The 22,460-nt window shown below is 60.4% G+C and carries 17 protein-coding genes; 10 read left to right on the top strand and 7 right to left on the bottom strand.

Annotated elements, in window-relative coordinates; genetic code table 11:
• Positions 1-52: 52 nt before the first annotated feature.
• Entirely contained in the window at positions 53-2,758 is a 2,706-nt protein-coding gene (locus ACYU7Z_RS09595) for a M14 family metallopeptidase (RefSeq protein WP_460569813.1), read from the top strand.
• 29 nt (positions 2,759-2,787) lie between these two features.
• Positions 2,788-3,285 carry a hypothetical protein gene (locus ACYU7Z_RS09590; RefSeq protein WP_460569811.1) on the top strand — a complete coding sequence of 166 codons (498 nt, stop codon included), beginning with the start codon at positions 2,788-2,790 and terminating at the stop codon, positions 3,283-3,285.
• Here ACYU7Z_RS09590 and ACYU7Z_RS09585 read toward each other — a convergent pair.
• Positions 3,282-3,932: a TMEM175 family protein gene (locus ACYU7Z_RS09585; RefSeq protein WP_460569809.1), complete on the bottom strand. Its 651-nt coding sequence runs from the start codon at positions 3,930-3,932 to the stop codon at positions 3,282-3,284. The genes ACYU7Z_RS09590 and ACYU7Z_RS09585 overlap by 4 nt on opposite strands.
• 63 nt (positions 3,933-3,995) lie before the next feature.
• Between ACYU7Z_RS09585 and ACYU7Z_RS09580 the strand changes: the two genes are divergently transcribed.
• Entirely contained in the window at positions 3,996-4,511 is a 516-nt protein-coding gene (locus ACYU7Z_RS09580; RefSeq protein ID WP_460569807.1) for a hypothetical protein, read from the top strand.
• 5 nt (positions 4,512-4,516) lie between these two features.
• On the top strand, positions 4,517-4,711 hold the full coding sequence (locus tag ACYU7Z_RS09575) for a hypothetical protein (RefSeq protein ID WP_460569805.1): 195 nt from the start codon (positions 4,517-4,519) through the stop codon (positions 4,709-4,711).
• Here ACYU7Z_RS09575 and ACYU7Z_RS09570 read toward each other — a convergent pair.
• Complete coding sequence (locus ACYU7Z_RS09570) at positions 4,696-5,298, bottom strand: pseudouridine synthase domain-containing protein (RefSeq protein WP_460569803.1); 603 nt, start codon at positions 5,296-5,298, stop codon at positions 4,696-4,698. The genes ACYU7Z_RS09575 and ACYU7Z_RS09570 overlap by 16 nt on opposite strands.
• A 194-nt stretch (positions 5,299-5,492) precedes the next feature.
• Between ACYU7Z_RS09570 and ACYU7Z_RS09565 the strand changes: the two genes are divergently transcribed.
• On the top strand, positions 5,493-8,309 hold the full coding sequence (locus tag ACYU7Z_RS09565) for a TonB-dependent receptor (protein WP_460569801.1): 2,817 nt from the start codon (positions 5,493-5,495) through the stop codon (positions 8,307-8,309).
• Positions 8,310-8,434: 125 nt separating this feature from the next.
• Positions 8,435-9,835 carry a hypothetical protein gene (locus ACYU7Z_RS09560; protein WP_460569799.1) on the top strand — a complete coding sequence of 467 codons (1,401 nt, stop codon included), beginning with the start codon at positions 8,435-8,437 and terminating at the stop codon, positions 9,833-9,835.
• A gap of 105 nt (positions 9,836-9,940) precedes the next feature.
• Here ACYU7Z_RS09560 and ACYU7Z_RS09555 read toward each other — a convergent pair whose 3' ends face one another.
• Complete coding sequence (locus tag ACYU7Z_RS09555) at positions 9,941-10,426, bottom strand: hypothetical protein (RefSeq protein ID WP_460569797.1); 486 nt, start codon at positions 10,424-10,426, stop codon at positions 9,941-9,943.
• Positions 10,427-10,517: 91 nt separating this feature from the next.
• Entirely contained in the window at positions 10,518-10,775 is a 258-nt protein-coding gene (locus ACYU7Z_RS09550; RefSeq protein ID WP_460569795.1) for a hypothetical protein, read from the bottom strand.
• Between the two features lie 371 nt (positions 10,776-11,146).
• Here ACYU7Z_RS09550 and ACYU7Z_RS09545 point away from each other — a divergent pair, with 371 nt between their 5' ends.
• Positions 11,147-11,593, top strand: a complete 447-nt coding sequence (locus ACYU7Z_RS09545; RefSeq protein WP_460569793.1) for a hypothetical protein — start codon at positions 11,147-11,149, stop codon at positions 11,591-11,593.
• Positions 11,594-11,617: 24 nt separating this feature from the next.
• Here the strand turns inward: ACYU7Z_RS09545 and ACYU7Z_RS09540 are convergent, their stop codons facing one another.
• A complete protein-coding gene (locus ACYU7Z_RS09540) occupies positions 11,618-12,670 on the bottom strand; it encodes an ATP-binding protein (protein ID WP_460569791.1) in 1,053 nt (350 codons plus the stop codon).
• A 135-nt stretch (positions 12,671-12,805) separates the two neighbouring features.
• Positions 12,806-13,486 (bottom strand): response regulator transcription factor, encoded by a 681-nt coding sequence (locus ACYU7Z_RS09535; RefSeq protein ID WP_460569789.1) that lies wholly within the window; start codon positions 13,484-13,486, stop codon positions 12,806-12,808.
• 291 nt (positions 13,487-13,777) lie between these two features.
• Between ACYU7Z_RS09535 and ACYU7Z_RS09530 the strand changes: the two genes are divergently transcribed.
• Complete coding sequence (locus ACYU7Z_RS09530; RefSeq protein ID WP_460569787.1) at positions 13,778-15,985, top strand: hypothetical protein; 2,208 nt, start codon at positions 13,778-13,780, stop codon at positions 15,983-15,985.
• Between the two features lie 94 nt (positions 15,986-16,079).
• On the opposite strand, the gene ACYU7Z_RS09525 is transcribed toward ACYU7Z_RS09530, so the two are convergent.
• Positions 16,080-18,251: a hypothetical protein gene (locus ACYU7Z_RS09525; RefSeq protein ID WP_460569785.1), complete on the bottom strand. Its 2,172-nt coding sequence runs from the start codon at positions 18,249-18,251 to the stop codon at positions 16,080-16,082.
• A gap of 699 nt (positions 18,252-18,950) precedes the next feature.
• Between ACYU7Z_RS09525 and ACYU7Z_RS09520 the strand changes: the two genes are divergently transcribed.
• Positions 18,951-20,714 carry an ABC transporter ATP-binding protein gene (locus ACYU7Z_RS09520; protein WP_460569783.1) on the top strand — a complete coding sequence of 588 codons (1,764 nt, stop codon included), beginning with the start codon at positions 18,951-18,953 and terminating at the stop codon, positions 20,712-20,714.
• Between the two features lie 87 nt (positions 20,715-20,801).
• On the top strand, positions 20,802-22,436 hold the full coding sequence (locus ACYU7Z_RS09515) for a hypothetical protein (RefSeq protein ID WP_460569781.1): 1,635 nt from the start codon (positions 20,802-20,804) through the stop codon (positions 22,434-22,436).
• The last annotated feature ends 24 nt before the right edge of the window (positions 22,437-22,460 follow it).

Here is a 22,460-nt window from a genome sequence, read left to right as displayed (position 1 = left end):
TCCCCCGGCCGCGCGCGTTTTCGCTATTTTAGGTCCTCTGAAACCGTGCCCCATGCGAAAACTCCTGCTTGTTGTCTCGCTGCTTACCGTAGTTCTACAAGCTTCCGCGCAAACTGTTCCGTCACCGAAAGAGCATTTTGGCTTCAGCATCGGCGACGATTATATGCTGGCCAATTACACGCAGACAGAGGCCTATTTCAGGAAGCTGGCCGCCGCCTCCGACCGCGTGCGGTTGGTTGATATAGGCCAGACGGAAGAGGGCCGGCACCAGTATATGCTCGTTGTGTCGGCGCCGCAAAACCTCGCACGCTACGACCGCTATCGTGCCATCTCCCGGCAGCTTGCCCGCGCCGAAGACAGCGCTGGGCGCACGCTTACCGACGGGGCGGCCCGCGCCCTGGCAAAAGAAGGCAAGGCCGTGGTCTGGATCGATGGCGGTCTTCATGCCACCGAAACAGTAGGCGCCCATCAGCTGATCGAAACGATCTGGCAGTTTGTTAGCCGCAACGACGAAGAGACGCGGCGCATCCTCGACGACGCGATCATTCTTTTTGTACACGCCAACCCCGACGGGCAGGAGCTGGTGGCCAACTGGTATATGCGCAATGCCGATCCGAAAGCACGCTCCTACCGCAACCTGCCCCGACCGTACCAGAAGTATGTAGGCCACGACAACAACCGCGATTTCTACATGATGAACATGAAGGAGTCGCAGAACATGAGCCGCGAGCTCTATATAGACTGGCTGCCCCAGATCGTGTACAACCACCACCAGACGGGGCCCGCGGGCTCGGTGCTGGCCGGTCCGCCTTACCGCGATCCGTTCAACTACGTGTTCGATCCGCTGCTGGTGACGAGCCTCGATGCCGTTGGCGCCGCGATGAACAACCGTCTCAACACGGAGGGGAAGCCCGGGTACACGCAGCGTGCCGGATCGGTGTTCTCCACCTGGTGGAATGGCGGCCTCCGCACCACGCCGTATTTCCACCACTCGATCGGCATCCTGACAGAGATCATTGGCGACCCCACGCCGATGAAGGTGCCACTGGTGCCGGGCCGGCTGCTTCCGAATGGAGCCACGCCCAACCCCGTGACGCCGCAGGAATGGCACTTCCGCCAGTCGATCGATTATTCCGTTTCGCTCAACTACGCCGTGCTCGATTATGCCGTTCGGCACAAAGACGAGCTGCTTTACAACCGCTACGTGATGGCGAAGCGAAGCATCGAAGCCGGCAGCAGCGATCACTGGACGCTCTCGCCGCGCCTTATCGACTCGGTGTCGGGCGCTTACCGCAAAGACAAAGGGCTGGCCCGTAACGCGCCGCTGCAGGCGGATACGCTGCCGGCCGCTTATTTCGACAAGGTGTTCCGCGACCCGTCGCTGCGGGATGCGCGGGTGTACATCCTGCCCTCCGATCAGCCGGATATCTCCTCGGTTTACCGGCTCATCAACGCGCTGCAATGGAGCGGTGTGCAGGTACTCCGCGCCGCAGAACCTTTTACTGCAGGCGGCAAGAGTTACCCGGCGGGCTCCTTTGTACTCCGCACGGCGCAGGCCTTCCGCCCGCACCTGATGGACCTGTTTGAGCCGCAGGATCATCCCAACGATTTTCAATACCCCGGGGGCCCGCCCGTGCCACCCTACGACGCCGCCGGCTGGACGCCCGCCTATACCATGGGCATCCGGTTCGACAAGCTCCAGGAAGACGTTACCGGGAATTTCCTGCGCCTTCCCTATGAGAGCATAGAGGGACCGTCGTTCCACGTTGCAACCGGTGGCGCGGCGGGCTTCCTGCTTAGCCCGCAGAACAATGCGCATTACCGCGTGGTGAACGACCTGCTGGCCGCCGGCGCCGAGGTGTACCGTATAAATACGGACGGAAGCTTTTTCCTGCCGAAGAAGGATTACGCGCGCCTGCAGACCGTTGACCGCGCGGGCCTTCGTGCTACGGCCGTTGCCAGGCGGCCCGCCGGCCTGCAGCGGCTGCAACGCCTGCGTATCGGTCTCTTTGAGCCCTACGGCGGCACAGAAACCTCGGGCTGGGCACGCTGGATCCTCGAAGAATTTCATTACCCCGCCGAGTCCGTGTATGTAGGCGACCTCGACAAGGGGGAGCTTCGCGACCGGTTCGATGTGCTCGTCTTTGCGTCGGGTACGGTGCCGGCGCCCGGTGCCCGCCGCACGCAGGGGCCAAAGCCGGAAACGATACCGGAAGAATTCCGCGGGCGCCTGGGCAGTATTTCTACGGATACCACGCTGCCCGCGCTGCGCCGTTTCCTGGAAGGGGGCGGACGTATCGTGGCTATCGGGAGCGCTACCAGCCTTGCGTACCAGCTCAGGTTGCCGGTGCGTAATGCGCTCACCGAGATATTGAATGGCGAAGAGCGCCCGCTGCCGAATGAGAAATTCTATATACCCGGGTCGGTGCTCCGGATGCAAACGGCCGCCGGCGATCCTGCTACCTGGGGGCTGCCCGATACCGTTGACGTGGTCTTTGCCCGCAGCCCCGCGTTCAGCGCCGATCCCGGAGCCCTCGCATCGGGCAGGCTGAAGGTGCTGGCCTGGTACCCGGCCGGCAACCTGCTGCGGAGCGGCTGGGCCTGGGGCCCACGTTATCTGGAGAATACGCTTGCTGCTTTTGCCGTGCCGGTGGGCAGCGGGACCTTTTATGGCTTCGGACCCGAGATCCTTTTCCGCGGCCAGGCGGAGGGCTCCTTCCGCCTCCTCTTCAACCAGCTGTATGGGCTGCATCGCTAGCTCTCGCGCGGAGGCTGTATTTTTAACGCATGAAACCGAAAAGCACCTTCTTCGCGATTGCCGGACTTCTGTTGCTGGCGGCCTGCGTGAAAGATGAGTATGCGCGGGGCCGCTCGTACCTCGTGAATCATTCGGCACACAAGATCCTGCTGACGCCCTATCTCCGCGACTCTGCCTACGTCCAGCGCCGGGTGACGCTCAATCCCGGCGACAGCACGCTTGTGTTCGAGGGCACGGAGACGGGCAAGGAAAGCCTTCCGACCTGGCCCGAGCAGGTGCGGGATTTCGATTCGATACAGGCGATGTTTATTGATACCTCGAGCCGCTTGCCGCACGATACCGCGCGGATCGGGCATATCCGCCGTGGCCTGCAGGTGCCATACACACACCGGATCCTCTATACAGAGCCGCGGGCGCTTTCCAACCTGGATAACTGGCTTCGGGTGCAGATTGAAGAAACGCGCTATATGCGCCTGAGCCATTTTGTGTACAGCTTCACCGAGCAGGATTATCTCAACGCGCGTTAGCCATTCTTCTCCGCCACTTTTTCGGCCAGCGTCTCGTCGTCGATGCCTTCCGGTATGAAGAAGATCACCGGGGGCACGAGGCAGACGGCCCAGGCCGCGTACACGCTCAAAAAGGCCAGCGGCACCGCGCCCGCGTAGCAGCAGATACCGATAAGCGACTTGCGCCGCGCCTTCCGCGACACCACGAAGATCTCCCGCGTCAGCTCGGGGTCCCGGTCCTTGTGCAGGAGACGCTTGCGCATCGTGTAGCTGCGCATCAGGTAGAAGGCGGCGCTCGTGAGCAGCAATACGCCGGCGTATAACGACACAGAAAGCGGGAGCAGCGGGTTGGCGCCGACGATCCCTGTGGTTACCGGGATGAGGCTCAGGAAGAAGAGGAACAGGAAATTCTGCCACACCAGCTCCGCATCGGTATGCTCCAGGAGGTGAAACATATGGTGGTGATTGGTCCAGAGAATCCCGATCATCATAAAGCTGAACGCGTAGGAGATGAAGTAGGGGAGCAGGAGCTGCAGGTGGTTCACGATCTGTTCGGCGGTCCGGTGCCCGTCGAGGCTGGGAAGGCGCATCTGGAGCACCATGACGGTGATGGCGATGGCGATAATGCCGTCGGAAAAAGCCTCGAGGCGCGTGGTGCTGATCTTCATGCGTTTATTCGGTACCTTGGACGGGCTTGCAAATGCAACGCCACGATCTGCTAAGCTTTCGTTATGGAAACGCAACCCCCAAAATCCATCCGCACAATCGGCCTCGTGCTGGCCATCATCGGGGCCTTTCTTTTCCTGGGCAACGGCTTTTCGGCGCTTTTCATCGGCGTATTCGATTTCCCGGGGCGTTTTGCCCGGCAGATTCCGGCGGGCCAGGAGCTGCCTTTCGACGTATTCGGGCTTATGCGCGCCATGGTACCGCTGGCCGCTGCATCCGCCGGGCTTGGCCTCGCGCTCGCCATCGGCGGGCTTTACGTACGGCAATACCAACGATGGGCTTTGTACCTGACGAACGCAGCCCTTATCGCCTATATCGCCCTGCTCTGGTACCTGCCCAGCTACCTTCGGCCCTACCTGCAGGAGTTTTTCGACGGCCTGCAGCAGGTGGATCCGCATGTACCGCACTTCGGCTCCTTCGTACAGCTGGGCCAGTACTTCAACGCCCTGTTCTGGTCGGCACCGCTGGGCGCGGCGTTGTACCTGCTCAACCGGAAAAACACCCGACCCTTTTTCAACTAATGGCTATGATGATCATCGTGATTGGTATCCTGATCGCACTCAGCCTGGCGTATTACTTCCGCCAGAAGCGCCGGATCGACCTGGAAGACCGGCAGGAAGAGTTGCGCCGCAAGCAGGAAGACCTGCTCCGTCGTCTTCACCGGCGCAAGGAGCGTGAGGACCGCGAGAAAAGGGGCGACAGCGATCAGGCCTCGGGGTAGGTGATGCCCAGTCCGGAAAAAAAATCTTCCTTCGAAAGCTCGCGAACGGCACCGGCCGGAAGGTCGCCGAGCTGCAGCCCGCTGATGCTGCTGCGTACCAGCCGCACACAGGGGTGCCCTACCTGCCGCACCATCTTGCGCACCTGGTGAAACTTTCCTTCGGTAAGACTGATACGGAGCCAGCTGTATTGCGTATAGGCATTGTATTTATACGGGGACGCGAAGCTGAATTCCGGTTCGGGAACGATGTCGACGAGGCAGGGCGTGGATGTATAGGAGTGCCCGCCTTTTGCGATGAACGGCACGCCGCTGCGCAGTTGCTCCAGCTCGTCGGGCGTTACGTGGCCTTTCACCTGCACATAGTAGGTGCGGGGATGGGGCACCGGTCCCTGGAAAAGCAGCCGCGTAACTTTCGAATTCGTCGTAAGCAGGAGGAGGCCTTCGGAATGCAGGTCGAGGCGGCCGATGGCATGCGTGCCTTCGGGAAAGTCGAAGCCAAGATCGCCGAGGAGCCGCTGCGGGTAGGGGCTTACAAACTGCGACAGTACATTGAAGGGCTTGTTGAGAAGAAAGTAGCGGTGGGACACAGCGCGAAGGTACGTGCCGCGGCAGCGACAGCCCGGCTGCTCCCGGATTCGCTCCAGGAACAGTTGATGGTGGCGATGCGCAACGACGGCCGCGCTGGATAACGTTGCGGTAACATTTGCTTCATCTACGGGTAACGGCGGCATAACAGGCCCATAACATGCGCATGGGAGCTTTGCGGCAAATGCAGCTACACATGAACGCACGGTCTGCGCTTCTCCTTTTTTTCCTGGGCTTCACCCTTTTTGCTTCCGCACAAAGCACCCGTGTTTCGGGCAAGGTTATCAACGACAAGAACGAGCCGCTGCCCGGCATCACCGTGCAGGTGGATGGTACCGGCGGCACGACTACCGGTGTTGATGGCACGTTCGTGCTGACCCTTACGGGTGGCAAGACCTGCACGCTGACCGTAACCGGCATCGGCTATGCGGCCAAAACGATTCCGAACTTCGACCCGCTGAAAGAGCCGGAGCTCACCGTATCGCTCGAAACGGCGTCCCGGAGCCTCCAGGCCGTCACGGTGTCGGGAAGCAGCAACCGCCGCCGCGAATCGATCTCCTCGATGATCGCGTACCAGAAGAACAGCAACACGGTGGCGCAGGTGATCTCGGCCGAGGCCATCCGCCGCTCGCCCGACAAGAACACGGGCGAGGTGCTGCGCCGCGTTCCCGGCACGTCGATCCTCGAGGGTAAGTACCTCGTGGTGCGTGGACTGGCCGACCGCTACAACCAGACGATGCTCAACGGGCAGCTGCTGTCGTCGACCGAGCCGGACCGCAAGACCTTCTCCTATGATATCTTCCCCGCGAGCCTGCTCGACAACATGGTGATCAATAAGGCCTTTGTGCCCGAGCTGCCCGGCGAGTGGGCCGGAGGACTTGTACAGATCAACACCAAGGATATTCCGGGCAACAATTTTTTCAATGCGCAGGTGGGCACCGGCTTCAACACGCAAACCGCGGGCAAGCCCTTTTACAGCTACAAGGGTGGCTCGCTCGACTGGCTGGGTGTGGACGACGGTTTTCGCGCCATTCCGTCTGCGCTTGGCACCAAAAGCCATTTTTCGGGCAACAGCCAGCAACAGCAGGCAGCGCTCGGACGCGAGTTCCGCAACATCTGGACTGCCGACCAGGTGAGCCTCCTGCCCAACCACAGCGCGCAGCTCAACGGGGGATTTACCACGCGTGCCTTCGGCAAGCGCTTCGGCGGTATGCTGTCGCTTACGTACAACCGGTCGTTCCGCCGCATCGATTACAACAACACCTTCATATCGAACATCCAGGGCGATAAAGACTTTATTTATGAAAACCACAAATACAACCAGGATGTACTCGCCGGCGCGATGGCCAACTTCTCGCTGGAGCTGAACGGAAACAACAAGATCTCTGTGCGGAACCTCATTAACGTGAATTCGCAGAAGTACGTGCTCGACCGCTCGGCGGGCTCGGATTATATCCTGGGCAACGGTTCGGCGCAGGCCATTCGCGGCACCGAGCTTGGCCTTCGCCAGAATGTGTTCTTCAACACGCAGGTGCAGGGCGATCACAACCTCTTTGGCCGCGATGGCGTGAAGCTGCAATGGCGCGGCGGCTTCAACATCCTCGACCAGTATATTCCCGACCAGCGCCGCCTTCTTTATGTCGAGGAAACGCCCGGCGGCAATTACTCGGCGCTCATCGCCGGCGGCAACTCGCAAAAGAGCGGCTCCCGTTTCTTTTCAATGCTGAGCGACTACATCTACAATGCGGCAGCCGATGTCAGCAAGTCGTTTCAATGGAAGGGACGCAACCAGACCGTGAAAGCGGGTTATATGCTGCAGGTGAAAGACCGCATCTTCGACAGCCGTCCGTTCTTTTACCAGATCCAGCGTGATCCTTCCGGAACCCTGGTGCACCTGCCCGCGAGTGAGATCTTCGCTCCCGAGCATATCACCGGAGCCGATGGCGGTATCGTTTTCGGCGAGCTCGAAGGCAAGCAGTACCGCTATATCGCCAACACGATCCTCAATGCGGCGTACCTGCAGTTCGACAACAATTTCGGCAACCGGTTCCGTGCCGTGTGGGGCGTGCGCTACGAAGACTTCGACCAGCTTGTCGGGTCGGTGCATACCAGCGATCCCCGCTACCTGCATACCGTGCAGGGCGACTGGCTCCCGGGCCTGAACCTGACTTACAAGCTCAATGGGCGCACCAACATCCGCCTGTCGGGATCGCAAACGGTGGTTCGTCCCGAGTTTCGCGAGCTGAGCGACTTTGCTTTCTACGACTTCGAGCTGGGCGCCACTATTGTCGGCAACCGCCGCCTTGTGCGCACCAAGGTGACGAACCTCGACCTCCGCTACGAGCTGTACCCGCGTGCGGGCGAGCTGCTGACCTTCGGCGTGTTCTACAAATATTTCAGGAATCCCATCGAGCTGTACTTCAACACCTCGGGCGCCGGCTCTTCCAACACGTTCAACTTCACCAATATCGACCAGGCTCACGGCTACGGCCTCGAGTTCGAAGCCCGCAAGAAGCTTGATTTTACCAGTGCCCTGCGCAACTTCACGCTGACCAGCAACGTGTCGTACATCTTCAACAAAGTGAGCGGATCCGACATCAGCGCGCGCACGCAGGCGGCCTCGCTCAACCGCCCGATGCAGGGACAGAGCCCTTACCTGCTCAACTTCGGCCTGCAATACGACCTGGAGAAATACGGGCTCAGCTCGACGCTTCTTTTCAACCGCATCGGCCGCCGCATCCTCTTCGTGGGCAACCTGCAGCAAAGCACCGGCGTTGGCGTGCCCGAGATCTGGGAGAACCCGCGCTCGCTGCTCGACCTGCAACTGGCGAAGAAAGTGCTGACGGGCAAGGGAGAGCTGCGCTTCAACGTATCCGACATTCTCAACCAGCCCGCGCTGTTCTACCACGACCTGGATAACAACAAGAAATACAACAGTGACAGGGACGTCGAAGCGATCCGCCGCAGCTACGGCACCGGGTTCGGGCTCACGTTCTCGTACGCGATCAAGTAATCTGCTAATGAGTTGCTGCGGCTAATGAAACGCACATCCTTTTGCTACGCTTTGAAGGCTATGAACGACGGTTCACTCTTACCAGCTAACGAATAAACTAATCAACTTCTAAACATCCCTTTGTTATGAAACGCATCCTGATTTTCGCTACCGTATCGCTGCTGGCCATGGCTTCCTGCCGGAAGATCCAGGTGGATGGCGACAGCAACAACAGTGGCGGCACTACGCAACCAACGGAATCGACGATCCTGTCGGGGATCATCCGCAGCGACCTCACGCTGCGCAGCGGCAAGACATACACCCTTCGCGGAATCGTTTATGTGGCCGATGGGGCTACGCTGACCATCGAGCCCGGAGTGACCGTGCTGGGCGAAAAATCTTCGCGCGGAACGCTGGTGATCACACGAGGCTGCCGCATAGTCGCCGCGGGAACCGCTACCAACCCTATCGTCTTTACATCGAGCGAAGGCAGCAACGCCCGCTCCGGCGACTGGGGCGGACTCGTGCTGCTGGGTCGCGCCAGGACCAATGCATCGTACAATGGCCAGGCTGGTCTCGGTGAAGCCGAGGGCGGCATCAACAATGGCGATGGCTACGGTCTCTTTGGTGGCGCCGACGACAACGACAACAGCGGTACGCTGAAGTATGTTCGCATCGAGTATGCCGGCTATGCCTTTCTCCCCGATAAGGAGCTCAACGGCCTCAGCCTCTACGCCGTCGGCCGCGGCACCACGATCTCGTATGTGCAGGTAAGCTTCGCTGCCGACGATTCGTACGAGTGGTTCGGTGGCTCGGTCAACTGCGACCACCTGATCGCCTACAAGGGTCTCGACGACGAGTTCGACACCGATAACGGCTTTTCGGGCAAGGTGCAGTTTGCCATCGGTATCCGCGATTCCTCGGTGGCCGACGTGAGCGGCTCCAACGGTTTCGAAAGCGATAACGACGCCGCCGGCTCCACGCTGACGCCCCAGACGATGGCCATCTTTGCCAACGTAACGCTCGTAGGTCCGCGCGAGAACCTGAGCAGCATCGGTAACAGCCTGTTCCGCAACGGCGCGCAGGTACGGCGAAACTCAAGTCTCTCGTCGATTAACTCGGTGTTCATGGGCTGGCCCACAGGCCTGCTGATCGATGCATCGACCGGCCGTCCCACCGACCTCAATATCACGGCTACGACGCCGACGCTGTGGTGGCGCGGCAACATCATCGCTGGCAGCGCCACGCCGCTGAAGTACAGCGCTTCTTCTTCGGCCGCCACCGGCTGGACGAGCGCCGATGTGAGCAACTGGTTCCTGACGCCCGCCTTCAACAACCAGGTGCTGACGACCAACAACGAGGTTGGCTATGCCGCCGCGTTCAATTACAACAACCCCGACTTCACTCCCGCGGCCAGCTCCCCGCTGCTGACCGGTGCCTATGCCTACAGCGACGCCCGCCTCACCGGCCTGCAGCCCGTAACCTATCGTGGCGCCGTGGGACCCGGCGACACCTGGTACAAGGGATGGACGCGGTTTGGAAACTAGGGAACAGCAGAACAGCAGAACAACAGAACAGTAGAACAATAGAACAGCAGAATGAAAAAGCCGGGTCGCGATGCGACCCGGCTTTTGTATGAGGTAATCAGGAATTCAGAAACGCGGCGAGCTGCCGGGATCGGAATCGGTGCGTGGAGGGTTGCGCGCTTCGGGCGACGCTGCGACCTGCAGCAGGTTTTGACGGGCGAGCATCAGCAGGATGCCGGCGCATGCTTCGCGGTTCATTTCTTCGGGAAGCTCCCAGCGGTAGGCCGAGTTGTGCACGGGACCCTGCAGGTAAAGCGTGTGTTCATCACTGTGGAAGCGGAACTTCTGGTCGTCCCAGCGCAGCGAGCCCTGTGGACGCAGTGTGTCTTCGAAGGTGCAGGAGCCGATGCGGAGGCCATACTCCGAAAAGAGCGCCACCTTCGACGTCGGGAAATGCGTTGTTTCGAGGAGGTACACGCGCCGCTCGTCGCCGGCCTGCACGCGCACGGAGTGCAGCAGCTCATTGAAGCGAAGGGAGACGGGCGCTCCACCGGGCCCTTGCCACTGGTAGTGCCCGGCCTCGGTGGGGTCAGGAAAGATCCGGTTTGCCATAACTGGTAAGTTCGGTTAAAATATCTCCTTCCGAATCCACTTCGGCGGGAAAGCCCATATTAATTTTTCGTTATCCAGCCCGGCTATGGGGTCAGGGCGCCACACTAATGCGTCCCGGCAGGGCTACGGGGCGGCTGCCCAGGAGGCGGCCCACCTGCGTGCGTACGGAAGGGTCTTCGGTGCCTTCCACCAGCCAGCCGTCACCGGCGGCGCGTACGGTCAGCTCAGGAAAGGGTCGGCGGGTAGCAGCCCCATGGGGTGCGGGGCGGAAGTGGAGCCGGTCACCCACATCGGTGACCTGGTAGCCACAGGGGCTTTCGTCAAAAAAAAGTACGACGGCGTAGTTCATAGTACCCCGTATAATCCAAGGCGCGTGCCGAAAACCACGGCTGTAGGAAATACGTAACAGTCCCGTAGCATTCCCGTAACGTTTTGGTTACCCGCGGCGCCCACCTTTAGGCCTCCTCAAGCAGACTATTTCCACGCCGCTGTGTCTACAGGGGCGTTTTTGTGTGGAGGCCGAACAGAAAGAACGCAGATTTATTATGATTTATATGATTGACGCAGATTGGCCTTGTGCTGCTTACCAAAACCGTATAGATCTGAGGAAATCTGCGTTCTTTCTCTCTTCGTAAAGGCCTCACAATTTGGTAATGGTTTGTTGACGCTAAGGAGACGGCAAAGCGTGTCGCTTCGATGATCTTTAGCAAAACAAAATCTATGGATGCGCAGCAACTGGAAGCCTGTCTTGCCGAAGTGACCGGGATCGTATTCGAGCCTTCCTTCGACCGCCAGCAGGCGCCGCATGTGGTTGGATTACTCTTTGGCCGGATGTCGCGCTCGGTGAAAGCGCGGATCGCGCAACTGCGCGACAGCTGCGCGCGCGAGCATATGCTGCTCTATTTCCGGCCGATGGACGAGGGCGGGCTTGGTATCAGCTTTATCGTGCGGGAATCGCACTTTATTGCCAACAGCGAGCCGCTCGAATACGAGAGCGCGGCGTTCCGGCGTTTTACGGGAAGCCTGCAGCGCGACGAGCGGATCATCGTGGTAGCCTACCAGCGCGACCGCAACGGCCGTCTTCGCCTCGTGACCGACGAGCAGCTCGACCCGTACGTGGTGCCGGTGCATTTCTTCCGGTCGGCGCAGGTACTGCTGGAGCAGTAAGCCGGCCGCTACCTTGTCTGCTGCTCAGGGTTTCCGTCCGTCGAGCGTAAAGCCGATCGTGGTGCCCACGTCTTCGGTGCTCCGCACGTGAATGGTGTGGCCATGCGCCTCGATGATATGCTTGCAGATGGAGAGACCAAGTCCCGAGCCGGTGATGTCGCGGCCGCGGCCGCCGGGGGTGCGGTAGAAGCGCTCGAACACACGCGTCACGGAGCCTTCGGGGATACCCATGCCGTCGTCGGAGATCTCCACCAGGATGTTGCGGCCGTCGGTGTTGTAGAGCGATGCCGTCACCGATCCGCCCTGGCGCCCGTACTTGATGGCATTGTCGACGAGGTTGATGAGCACCTGCCGGATCTTTTCCTTATCGGCCCACACGTTGAGCGGCGCCTCGCAGCCTTTCTTGATGTACAGACCGATCTGCCGCGGCTCGGCGAGCAGCGAAAGGCTCTCGTATACCTCGCGCACGAGGTCCTGGATGATGAAGTTGCCGCGGTGGAGCTTCAGCTCGCCGCGCTCGAGGCGGGAGATCTCGTCGAGGTCCTGGATCAGGTGGGAGAGGCGCTCGACGTTCTTCTGCGCCTTTTGTAAGAAGCGCTCCGCCAGCGCCGGATCGTCGACGCCACCCTGCAGCAGCGTTTCGATATAGCCCTGGATGGCGAACACGGGTGTCTTGAATTCGTGGGAGAGGTTTTGCAGGAATTCCTTGCGGAAATTCTCGTTGCGCTTGAGCAGGTCGATCTCGCGGCGCTTCTGCTCGCCCCAGGCTTCCACGTCCTCGCGCACCTCGTCGATGCTTTTCTGCGGAAGGATGTACTTGTAGTAGGTCTCCTGCTTCTTCGAGGCTTTCGTCTGGTAAATGAATTTGTAAATGAGCTTCAGCTTGCGGTAGATGAAGCGCTGGAAGATATAGGAGATGAGCCCGTAGGAGCCGGCGAAGATGAGCACGAACGAAACGGTGGCTTCCTTCCAGCTGTGCCCGCCATAGGCAAAGAACCCGAGGCCGATGGGTACGGACAGCACAAGGGCCGTAAAGAGGGCAAGCTGGCGCGGGGAAAGGTTTTTTTCGTTGAACATAGCGATTAGGACTCGTGAATCGTCAATCGGGAATCGGCAATACTGCCCCTACTGATTCGGCATTTTTTGCAGCGCTCCCCTTCCCTTTGGGAAGGGGCTGGGGGGATGGGTCTTCCCGATTCCCGATTGCCGAACTCAAAGATCGAATTTATAGCCAACGCCTTTCACCGTCGTGATGCAATCGATCCCGAGCTTCTGGCGGATCTTCCGGATATGCACATCGATGGTGCGGTCGCCGACGATGACGTCGTTGCCCCACACCTGGCTCAGGATCTCGTTGCGCAGGAACACCTTGCCGGGTTTGGAGGCGAGGAGGTGCAGGAGCTCGAATTCCTTTTTGGCGAGGACGAAGCTGCGGCCCTCGTACTGCACCTCGAAGCGCTCGGGGTCGATCAGCAGGCCGCCGGCGTTGAGGGCCTTGCTGCCGCCCTTCGGCGTGGCGCGGCGCAGCAGGGCCTGCACCTTGCTTACGAACACCTGTGGCGAAATGGGCTTGCTGATATAGTCGTCGGCGCCGGTGCCGAGCCCGCGGATCTGCGTGGCCTCGTCGCTCAGCGCGGTGAGGAAGATAATGAGGGTGTCTTTGAGCGCCGGCTGCGCCCGCAATATCTCGCACACCTCGACGCCGGTCTTGCCGGGCATCATGATGTCGAGCACCACGAGGTCGGGCTGGAGCTGCTGCGCCTTGATGACGGCCTCGTTGCCATCCTGCGCCGTAAACACCTGGTAGCCCGCGCGGGCCAGGTGAAACTCCAGGAGCTCGCGGATATCGGGCTCGTCGTCGGCGATCAGTACTTTCCAGGAACGGTTTTCCATGCAGGGGCCAAGTATGGGCGCAAACCTAACTGAATTCCCGGGCGGCGACAAACTGTTAATGATAACTTAACCCGCTCGGACCGTCATTGCGAGGCGGACCGACCGTAGGACGGGCCAACGAAGCAATCTGTCGCGGGCATACCCACCCTGCACCCCAAAAGATTGCTTCGTCCCTCGGCTCGCGCCGGGGTTCCTCGCAATGACGCCTAAAACTGGCGAACCTTTAAGAACCCTGTTCTCCCGAATACCATCTGTTATACGGTCGGGTATTAAATTTGTGCTATGCAGCCTATGACTGTGATTTTCCGTGTTTTGCTGGCGGGTGTGCTGAGTTCGGTGTTGTGCGCTTCGGCGGCCGCCCAGAAAGGCGGGCCCGGCTGTAAGATTCCCCAGAACCACCTTTTATTCCACGATTACGTCGACCGGGAGCAACGCAACGCGCTCAAGGCCGACGGCAAAGCCGACAGCGAGTTTGCCGGGACGGGCAATGAAGAGGTCAACTTCCAGGTGACCAATACGATAATCCGGCGCGTCGACAACCTGCAGTGCGCCATTGAAACCGATACGCTGGCCCGCGACCAGAAAAAGATCGCCTACATCCGTGGCCTCGAGCGCATCCTTCGCAACTTCAGCAGCGCCTTCCGCTCCCGCCGCATCCTGGCGGGGCACCTCCCCGGTATCCTCGACGGCTACGAGGCCGCCATGGTCCTCGACCGCCGCGGCGAATCGATCGTACCCCTCGTACAGCGCTCGTCGTATGAGACCGGCGCGTACCTCATTGCGTCGGAAGCTTTCGACGCAAACGCCGGCCGTGCCGAAGCCAAGAACATCGTACTCAGTAAATACCTCGTGCTGCATCCCGAGCGGATCTTCGCCACGCTGAAAGACAACCCGGGTCTCCCCAACCGCGACTCGCTCATCCTGCTCGCCGCCTACAAGTATCCCAAGCAACTGTACGAATACGCCTCCGCCAACAATACGCTGGGCAACGCCATCCGCAGGATGGACGATCCACTCGTGTCGACGGTGTCGAAGATGGCCACCAGCGGCGGCGCCGGCCAGATGCTGTTTCCTTTTCTCGACAACCTCCTGAAGGGCCGCACCACGATCGAGCAGATCAACGCGGTGAAAGACGACCCGGTGAAGTATTACAAGCTGCTGGTCAAAACGCGGATCGATTACATCAACCGCAGCATCAACAACCGCGACACGATCCTGGGCATGGATGCCCTCTGGGCGCAGCTCCAGCGCAAGGCCCGCGATCCGTTCATCAATACCATCAATGCGCTTCACGAGGAAGCCGATCTTAAAAAGCGGTTCCGCATCCTGCAGGACCTTTCGGCCGAGGAACTGTATTACCTCGCCGTGGCCGACGAGCAGGAGCTCTATACCTCGAGCTACGTAAAGGGCATCTTCCCCCTGTTGATGCAGAAAGCCGGTAACCGCGGCGACTCCGTGCTGATGCTCGTGTCGTTCGACCGCTTCAAGAAATTCATCAAGCTCGCCGCGGGCTACAACACGCTCTCGCAGTTTCTCGGCTCCTTTCCCAATCCGGGCGATGCGGAGAAGCTCATGACCGCCTTCGTGAACGGGCTTGAAAAAACAACGACCCTTGAAGACGGCGTGGATGTGGCCGACTCGTACGCTTCCATCGTGGAGAACAACAAGGCCCTCGCAGCGCGGATGCTCGAGAACGTGCAGGCCGGCCTCCAGCGCAACAGCAATCAAAGCAACCCGCGCGGCGCCCTCCTGTACCGCCTGCTCGACAAGCTGTTTCGCTCCGCTACCGACAGTACCATCGACCTGTCGAAAGAATTCGGTATCCCGCCGGTATACAGCGTGAGCTACGAGTCGCTGCTGGGCGATACCAACCAGGTAGTGGTCCAGTCGTTCTTCTACGGCGACAAGGACGGTGTCAACAACTACCGCGTGCAGCTGGCGCAGCTGGGCAAGGGCTGGAAAAAGATCGAAGACACGAAGCAGTGGGTCGGCTATACCAGCACCGGCGGCCGCCCGATCCTGCTTTATTTCAATAAGCCCCTCGACGAGGAAAGCGGAGAGCTCGAGAAGGCCCAGGCGGCCCTCGACGAATACCTCAATGGAAAAGGCCTGCAACCGACCGTGGTGCTGCACCGCGGCCACAGCTACTATGCGGGCTCCACCATCGAGCAATTGCAGCCATCGGCGCGGATCGTTTTTCTCGGCTCCTGCGGCGGCTACCACCTTATTCACGATGTGCTGGAGCATACGCCCGATGCCCATATCGTGGCCTCCAAGCAAACGGGCTTCAACAAGATCAACCAGCAATTCATCAACCTGCTGTTCGATAAGCTGCGTGCCGGAAAGGGTATCGAATGGATCCCGTTCTGGCGCGAGTTCCGCGGCGCCGCCGGCCGGATGGATGGCTTCGAGGACTACATACCCCCGCACCGGAACCTGGGCGCGCTTTTCATCAAAGCTTATAACAGCCAGATGGGCGCCGGAACATCGGAGCAATAACGATTACGAAAAGACCCCTCGGATTGCCGAGGGGTCTTTTTTTGTTTTCATAAGGATGCGGATTAAGCTGCTTCGTCACTCAGCAGACTCCATGTTATTCAGTTTGTATCATCTTTCCGCTGACCGTCCTGTTGCCGATCCGCAGCCGGTAAAGCTGCAGCGCGCTGAGGCGTTGACGCGGGCTGTAGTGCAGTACGCGGGTGACACCGGCGCTGACCTCGCCGTAGCCGATGGCTGCCAGCTGCCGCCCGCTGTTGTCGTATACTTCGAGGCTTACCCGCCCGGAAACCGGCGCGGTGAATGTGAAGGATACCGTATTCCGGTAGGGGTTTGGGTAGACCCTGACCGTCAGTGCATCATCCTTAGCCGCCGTGCCCGAGGGACTACGTCGTTCGATGCCGGTGATCGGGGGAGCTGCGGTTGTGCTCGCCATCCGCGCCGTGCTGCTGCAGGTGACGGCATTGCTGCAGCTCGTTGCCGTTGCCGACACGCAGCCGTAGCCGTTCTTCACAAATATGCTTGGGTTGGAGGCCGGCGGCACATTGCTGAAGGTCGCCGCGGTTTGCCAATGCTGGCCGCTGTCGATGCTGTACTGGTAACTGCCGCCCGTGGGGCTCGTTACGGTCAGCGTGCCGGTGGCCGGGCCGCACATGCTGGGCTGAATGGCACAGAGGGCCGGTGCGTCGGGGCTGGGGCTCACCGTCACCGTCACGGATTTGATATCGGAACAAACCGGTGTCGTGTTCGTCGCCGCCTTGATGTAGTAGGTGCCGCCTGTAACGGCAGACGGTGTTGTCACCGCCGTTGTGGCCCCGGAATTGGTCCAGTAGCTAAGGCTTGTGCCCGAGGGAAGCGTGCTGCCCGACGTTACCGCGGCCGCTGTGAGGCTCACGGTCGCGGGGGCGCAAACGCCGGCCGGCGCTGTGATCTGCAGCACAGGGCTGCTGCGCACCGTTACGACAACGGATTTGATGTCGGAGCAGGCCGGTGTCGTATTCGTCTGGGCCTTTATGTAATAGGTGCCGTCACCCGCGGCTGCAGGTGCCGTCAGCGACGTCGTGGCCGCGGAGTTGGACCAGTAGGTAAGGCTCGTGCCCGTGGGCAGCGTACTGCCGGTCGTTACCGCGCTGCTCGTGAGATCGGCCGTTGCCGGTGAGCAGAGCGCCGCCGGGTTTGTGACGCTCAGCGTAGGTGCCGCGTGTATTGTGACGGTTACCGGCCTGATGTCGACGCAGGAGGGACTCGAGTTCGTTGCGGCCTTGATGTAATAGGTTCCGGCGGCCAGCGACGTGGGCGTCGTCAGCGAGGTCGTCGCCGCGGAGTCGGACCAGTACGTCAGGCTGGTACCCGCGGGCAGTGTGCTGCCCGTGGTAACGCCCGTGCCCGTGATGCTCACCGTAGCCGGCCCGCAGACGGCTGCGGGGTTTGTGACCAGGAGCGCAGCCCCGGCGAGAACGGTAAGCGTTACCGTTGCCGTGCTGTACACGTTGGCATCGCTGTTGTTGACCACCTTGGCGTAAACGATCGTGCTGCCCGTGCTGTAGGCGGAGGGGCTGCCGATGGCCGTCGTGAGCGCGGAGTTGCTGTACCAGCTTACCGTGACGTTGGTTGCATTGTTCGATACATCGCCGTTGAGCGACGACAGGTTGAAGGTGGCCGTGCTGCCGCCCGCCGCATCGGGGCAGCGTGACCGGGACAGGTTTTGCGCAGTGGGGATCTCGATGGCGATATACTGTCCTGCGGGAAGCGCATAGCACTTCGAGGGCGTACCCGGGCAGCGGAAGGCCGTGTTGCTCTGGCAGAAGTCGCTGTTGCCCGTGCCCCATCCGAGGAAGACGTCGGTAAGCACGATGGGCGTGCCGCAGGGCCAGCCGAAGGCACCCGAAAACACAACGCGGTTCGTAGGCTGGTTGAGGGCGGTGCTGAAACATTCTTTCTTCGTCGCCAGGGTGCTGCCGACTACGCCGTTACTGAAGTTCTTTACGTTCGCATATACCACCACACCGACGCGGGGTGTGTTGGTCGTCAGCTCGAGGGCCAGCTTTACGCTGACCGTGCCGCTGCAGGAAAAGCTTCCCGACAGGCGCTGGAGCGTTACCGGATCGACCAGGTAGGCCCGAAGGATCTGTACGTCGTTGGACGTGCAGCCGGTCTTGCAATCAGCCGGTGTTTGCGGCGTCTGTGCCCGGGCGTTATAGCCCGCCGCCGAAGACAGTATAAATACGGTAAGCAGGACTAGGGTCTTTAACAGGAAGTGATTTTTCATGGTCAGTTGTTTGTTGTTGGAGATTGGAAGGCCGTGTGCCCGCGCGGGAAGCGGGGCGCAGGTAGCGCGTATCTGTCAGTGAACGGGGGAGAGGTATCTGCACAATGCGTGCAGAGGCCGGGGCGCACGGAGGAGCCGCCAGCTGCCGGGTGCAACTGCATAGAATGGTTTTTGTCGGTTAGCAACGAGGAGGCTCAGGGGAGCCTTTTATCCCGCAGAGGAAGTGATGCGGCCGGCGCCAATCAGGCCACGGCCCGGCTCTTTCCGTTACGGGTAACGTTTTTGGGAACGATACGATCGCATACGTGTGTTTTTAGGTTGGTAGGTTAGCTGTCGAATAGGTTGACGGTTTCTGATCGATGTCGGACGACACAGGATTCCTGAAACAATTTTCACACCGATCTAAGTGGATTGTATTAATACAACCCGGAACGGAAGTCGGCAACGATGAGGCACTGCCCGCTAAATAATTGTTGGTAAACCGCTTGCCGGCTACGGCGCAGCGGAATTTTTTTTTCAGAAGATTTTTCTACCGCCCGCCTACAGCAGGGGCAGCTTGCCGCCGGCTGCGGGACGCATTCCCCAAAGCCCGCGCTCCCGGCCGCTCTCCGGCCGCGCTGTGCCGCACGCGGAGCCCGCTTCAGCCCGGCAACCGAAGTACCTTGTCCCTGGCCTACTTTTGCTGCTCAATCTCAACGTTTGTCCCAGGAAAAAAAGAAAAAGTCCTTCGACCTGGCGGTACTACGCCGCGTGCTGACCTTTGCCGCACCCTACCGTAAGCGTCTTTACCTCTCGATCGCGCTGGCCATCGTGCTGGCGATCTTCACGCCCGTGCGCCCCTGGGCCATCCAGTATACGATCAATCACTATATCCGGGGCGGCCTGGCGGAAATGCTGGTCCGCGTTACGATCTTCCAGATCCTGTTTCTCCTGCTCGAAACAGGCCTCCGCTTTTATTTCTCCTTTCTCACCTCCTGGCTCGGGCAGGCCGTGGTGAAAGACCTGCGCACGACCACTTATAAGAAAGTGCTCGGCCTCAACCTCCGCCAGTTCGACAGTACGCCCATCGGTACGCTCACCACCCGCACCGTCGACGATATCGAGCGCATCAACGACATCTTCTCCGATGGCCTTATCCCCATCCTCGCCGACCTCCTGTCGATCATCTGCGTACTCACCTACATGTTCGTGGCCAACTGGCAGCTCACCCTGGTGTGCCTTATCCCGTTCCCGATCCTGATCGTGGCCACGTATTACTTCAAGGAGAGCGTCAACAAATCGTTCAACCGCGTGCGCAATGCCGTGTCGGAGCTCAACGCCTTTGTGCAGGAGCACCTCACGGGGATGTATATCGTGCAGGCCTTTGCCGCCGAGGAGCGCGAGATGGACAAGTTCAGGAAGATCAACAAGGAGCACCGCGACGCCAACATCCATTCGATCTTCGCCTATTCGGTGTTCTTTCCCGTGGTGGAGATCATCCTGGCCACTTCCACCGGCCTTATCGTGTGGTTCGTTGCCCATCCCAACGTGGATGCGGGGATCATCACGTCGTTCATCCTCTGCCTCAACCTGCTCTTTCGCCCGCTCCGCGTGATCGCCGATAAGTTCAATGTGCTCCAGATGGGGCTGATCGCTTCGGAGCGCGTGTTCCGCGTGCTCGACAACGACGACTACACCCGCGATACGGGCCATTTTGCGCCGAAGCAGGTGCTTGGCAAGCTCGAGTTCGACCGGGTAAGCTTCGGTTACGACCCCGCGCACCCGGTGCTGCGGAATGTCTCCTTCGCGGTGCCACCGGGCAAAACCCTCGCGATCGTGGGCCATACGGGCTCGGGCAAGACCACCATCATCTCGCTGCTCAACCGGCTCTACGAGACCGGGGCGGGGGAGATCCGCGTGGACGATGTGCCCGTCGACGAATGGCAGCTCGATGCCCTGCGGGCCAATGTGGGCGTAGTGCTGCAGGACGTGTTCCTGTTCTCGGGATCCGTGCGCGACAACCTCACGCTCCGCAACCCCGCCATCCCGCAGGAGCGGGTGGAGGAGGCGGCGCGGCTTATCGGGCTCCACGAGTTCATCCTCCGCCTGCCCGGCGGCTACGACTACAACGTGATGGAGCGCGGCGCCACCCTGTCGCTCGGTCAGCGGCAGCTGCTCTCGTTCATCCGCGCCCTGCTCTACAACCCGGCCATCCTGGTGCTCGACGAGGCCACCTCGTCGATCGACACGGAAAGCGAGGGGCTGATCGAGCATGCCATCCAGACCCTTGTAGCCGGGCGCACGAGCATCATCATCGCCCACCGCCTCAGCACCATCCAGCGCGCCGATCAGATCCTGGTGCTCGACAAGGGCGAAGTGAAAGAGACCGGTACGCACGCGGAGCTGCTGCAGCAAAGCGGCTTCTATGCCCGCCTCTACGAGATGCAGTTTGAGAAGAAAATAAATTCGCCCGCGGGGCGTTAAACTCTTTGTAATATTACGGGTCATAGGGCGTCCGGCGCGGGCCGTCGCCACCTAACCAATGAGCCTGAACACTTTACATCCCTTGTTATGAAGCTGAAGCACCGATCGAAGCTGGCCCTGCCGGTTCTTTTTTTCCTGCTCCTCCTCTCCGCCTGCCGTCGTGAGGAAAGCCTTGAATCCGGGTTTACCGCCGCTTATTCGCTCCAGGACACCTTCGGCACCTGCTTCGGCAGCCAGGTCGTGGGCACCTACTACGCCGGCCAGCCGCTCGGCGATTCCAACTACCTCCAGATTAGTCTGTACGTAACCGTTCCGGGCCGCTACAGCATCAATACCGATGTCCAGAACGGGTTTTCCTTTACGGGAACGGGCACCTTCGCCGATACCGGGATGACCAGCATCCGGGTGCCGGCGCGCGGCACACCGACAGCGGAAGGCATGACCACGCTGCGCATAGCCCGCGACTCTTCCTTCTGCGAGATCAACGTGCTCGTGGTGGCCACGGTGCCGGGCAACGGCGGCGGCAGCTGCAATGCCAGCGTCACCGGGACATTCAAGAAAGACTCGGCCCTGACCAGCGCCCACACGGTAACGCTCCAGCACAACTACAGCGCCACGGGTTCCTACATCGTGAGCACCGATACCATCAACGGCTACTATTTTGCCAAGACCCTCACGATCACGTCCGTCGGCAACCAGTCGATCAGCCTCGACGGGTTCGGCACGCCGGCGGCCCTCGGCACCAATAACTTCACCGTGCACTTCGGCGACGGAACGACATGCGGGTTCCCTGTTACGGTAATTGCCGGAACAGGCGGTGGAGGTGGCGGCGGCTGCGGTACGGTCAACGGCGCGTACACGGTCGGGACGGCCATGACGGCTGCCAACACGTTTACCAGCAACGCGCACACGTATACAGCCACTGGCTCCTACACCGTGCGGGTGACACCCACGGCCCCCGGTCTCAGCGCGTCGACGGCTACGGTAACCGTTACCACGGCCGGCTCGACACCCTCGATCAGCGTTCCGCTGTCGGGAACGCCCACGACGGCTGGCTCCTTCGCCGTCAACATCGATTTCGGCGACGGCAGCACCTGCAGCACCTCGATGACCGTGCTTCCCTCGGGAACGACGCCCTCGGGCGACTACTTCCCGGTCAGCGCCAACAGCTACTGGACCTATAATGACCCCGGAGGCGATACGGTTGTGGTGCGGAACGATGCCAGCGGAACACTGGGCAATGGCCAGACCTACCGGTTTTTCCGGTTTTCCGATGCTTCGGGCGTTTACGATACGGCTTACTTCCGGAAAGAAACCGGCATCGCCTACCAGGGAGCCGACGCCAATAAGCTGTTCGACGGCACTAACCTGGTCTTCGCAGCGGGCACCGTCCTGGAAATGCCCATCGTAAAGAATTCGCTTTCGGCGAACGAAACCTGGTATTCCAACGCGTACAACGCCACTGTCGGAGGCGCCCCCGTGCAGGTGCGGGTCGTCTTTAAATGCGTGACGAACAATGCCTCCCTCTCGTTGAATGGACAGACGTTCAACAATGTATACCAGGTAAGCTCGGGTTTTGAATGGAATCCCGGTACGGGCTGGCAGGCCTTCCCGTCGAGTCCGGATTACCGCACCCAGTGGTTCGCCCCCGGCGTGGGCATTATCCAGGAAGCTTTCCCGATGACCACACCCCTGACCATCCGGTTCTACCAGGTCCTGTAGGCCCCGGCCGGAAACATATCGGAA

This window comes from Flaviaestuariibacter terrae (assembly GCF_054777635.1).
Note: the sequence above shows the minus strand (reverse complement) of the source record. Positions and strands in the feature narration are given on the sequence as shown.

Coding starts and splice junctions, on each gene's coding strand:
- ACYU7Z_RS09560 (WP_460569799.1), top strand. CDS start 8,435: ATGAAACGCATCCTGATTTTCGCTACCGTATCGCTGCTGGCCATGGCT.
- ACYU7Z_RS09595 (WP_460569813.1), top strand. CDS start 53: ATGCGAAAACTCCTGCTTGTTGTCTCGCTGCTTACCGTAGTTCTACAA.
- ACYU7Z_RS09545 (WP_460569793.1), top strand. CDS start 11,147: ATGGATGCGCAGCAACTGGAAGCCTGTCTTGCCGAAGTGACCGGGATC.
- ACYU7Z_RS09535 (WP_460569789.1), bottom strand. CDS start 13,486: ATGGAAAACCGTTCCTGGAAAGTACTGATCGCCGACGACGAGCCCGAT.
- ACYU7Z_RS09515 (WP_460569781.1), top strand. CDS start 20,802: ATGAAGCTGAAGCACCGATCGAAGCTGGCCCTGCCGGTTCTTTTTTTC.
- ACYU7Z_RS09555 (WP_460569797.1), bottom strand. CDS start 10,426: ATGGCAAACCGGATCTTTCCTGACCCCACCGAGGCCGGGCACTACCAG.
- ACYU7Z_RS09525 (WP_460569785.1), bottom strand. CDS start 18,251: ATGAAAAATCACTTCCTGTTAAAGACCCTAGTCCTGCTTACCGTATTT.
- ACYU7Z_RS09575 (WP_460569805.1), top strand. CDS start 4,517: ATGATGATCATCGTGATTGGTATCCTGATCGCACTCAGCCTGGCGTAT.
- ACYU7Z_RS09550 (WP_460569795.1), bottom strand. CDS start 10,775: ATGAACTACGCCGTCGTACTTTTTTTTGACGAAAGCCCCTGTGGCTAC.
- ACYU7Z_RS09565 (WP_460569801.1), top strand. CDS start 5,493: ATGAACGCACGGTCTGCGCTTCTCCTTTTTTTCCTGGGCTTCACCCTT.
- ACYU7Z_RS09540 (WP_460569791.1), bottom strand. CDS start 12,670: ATGTTCAACGAAAAAAACCTTTCCCCGCGCCAGCTTGCCCTCTTTACG.
- ACYU7Z_RS09590 (WP_460569811.1), top strand. CDS start 2,788: ATGAAACCGAAAAGCACCTTCTTCGCGATTGCCGGACTTCTGTTGCTG.
- ACYU7Z_RS09585 (WP_460569809.1), bottom strand. CDS start 3,932: ATGAAGATCAGCACCACGCGCCTCGAGGCTTTTTCCGACGGCATTATC.
- ACYU7Z_RS09530 (WP_460569787.1), top strand. CDS start 13,778: ATGACTGTGATTTTCCGTGTTTTGCTGGCGGGTGTGCTGAGTTCGGTG.
- ACYU7Z_RS09580 (WP_460569807.1), top strand. CDS start 3,996: ATGGAAACGCAACCCCCAAAATCCATCCGCACAATCGGCCTCGTGCTG.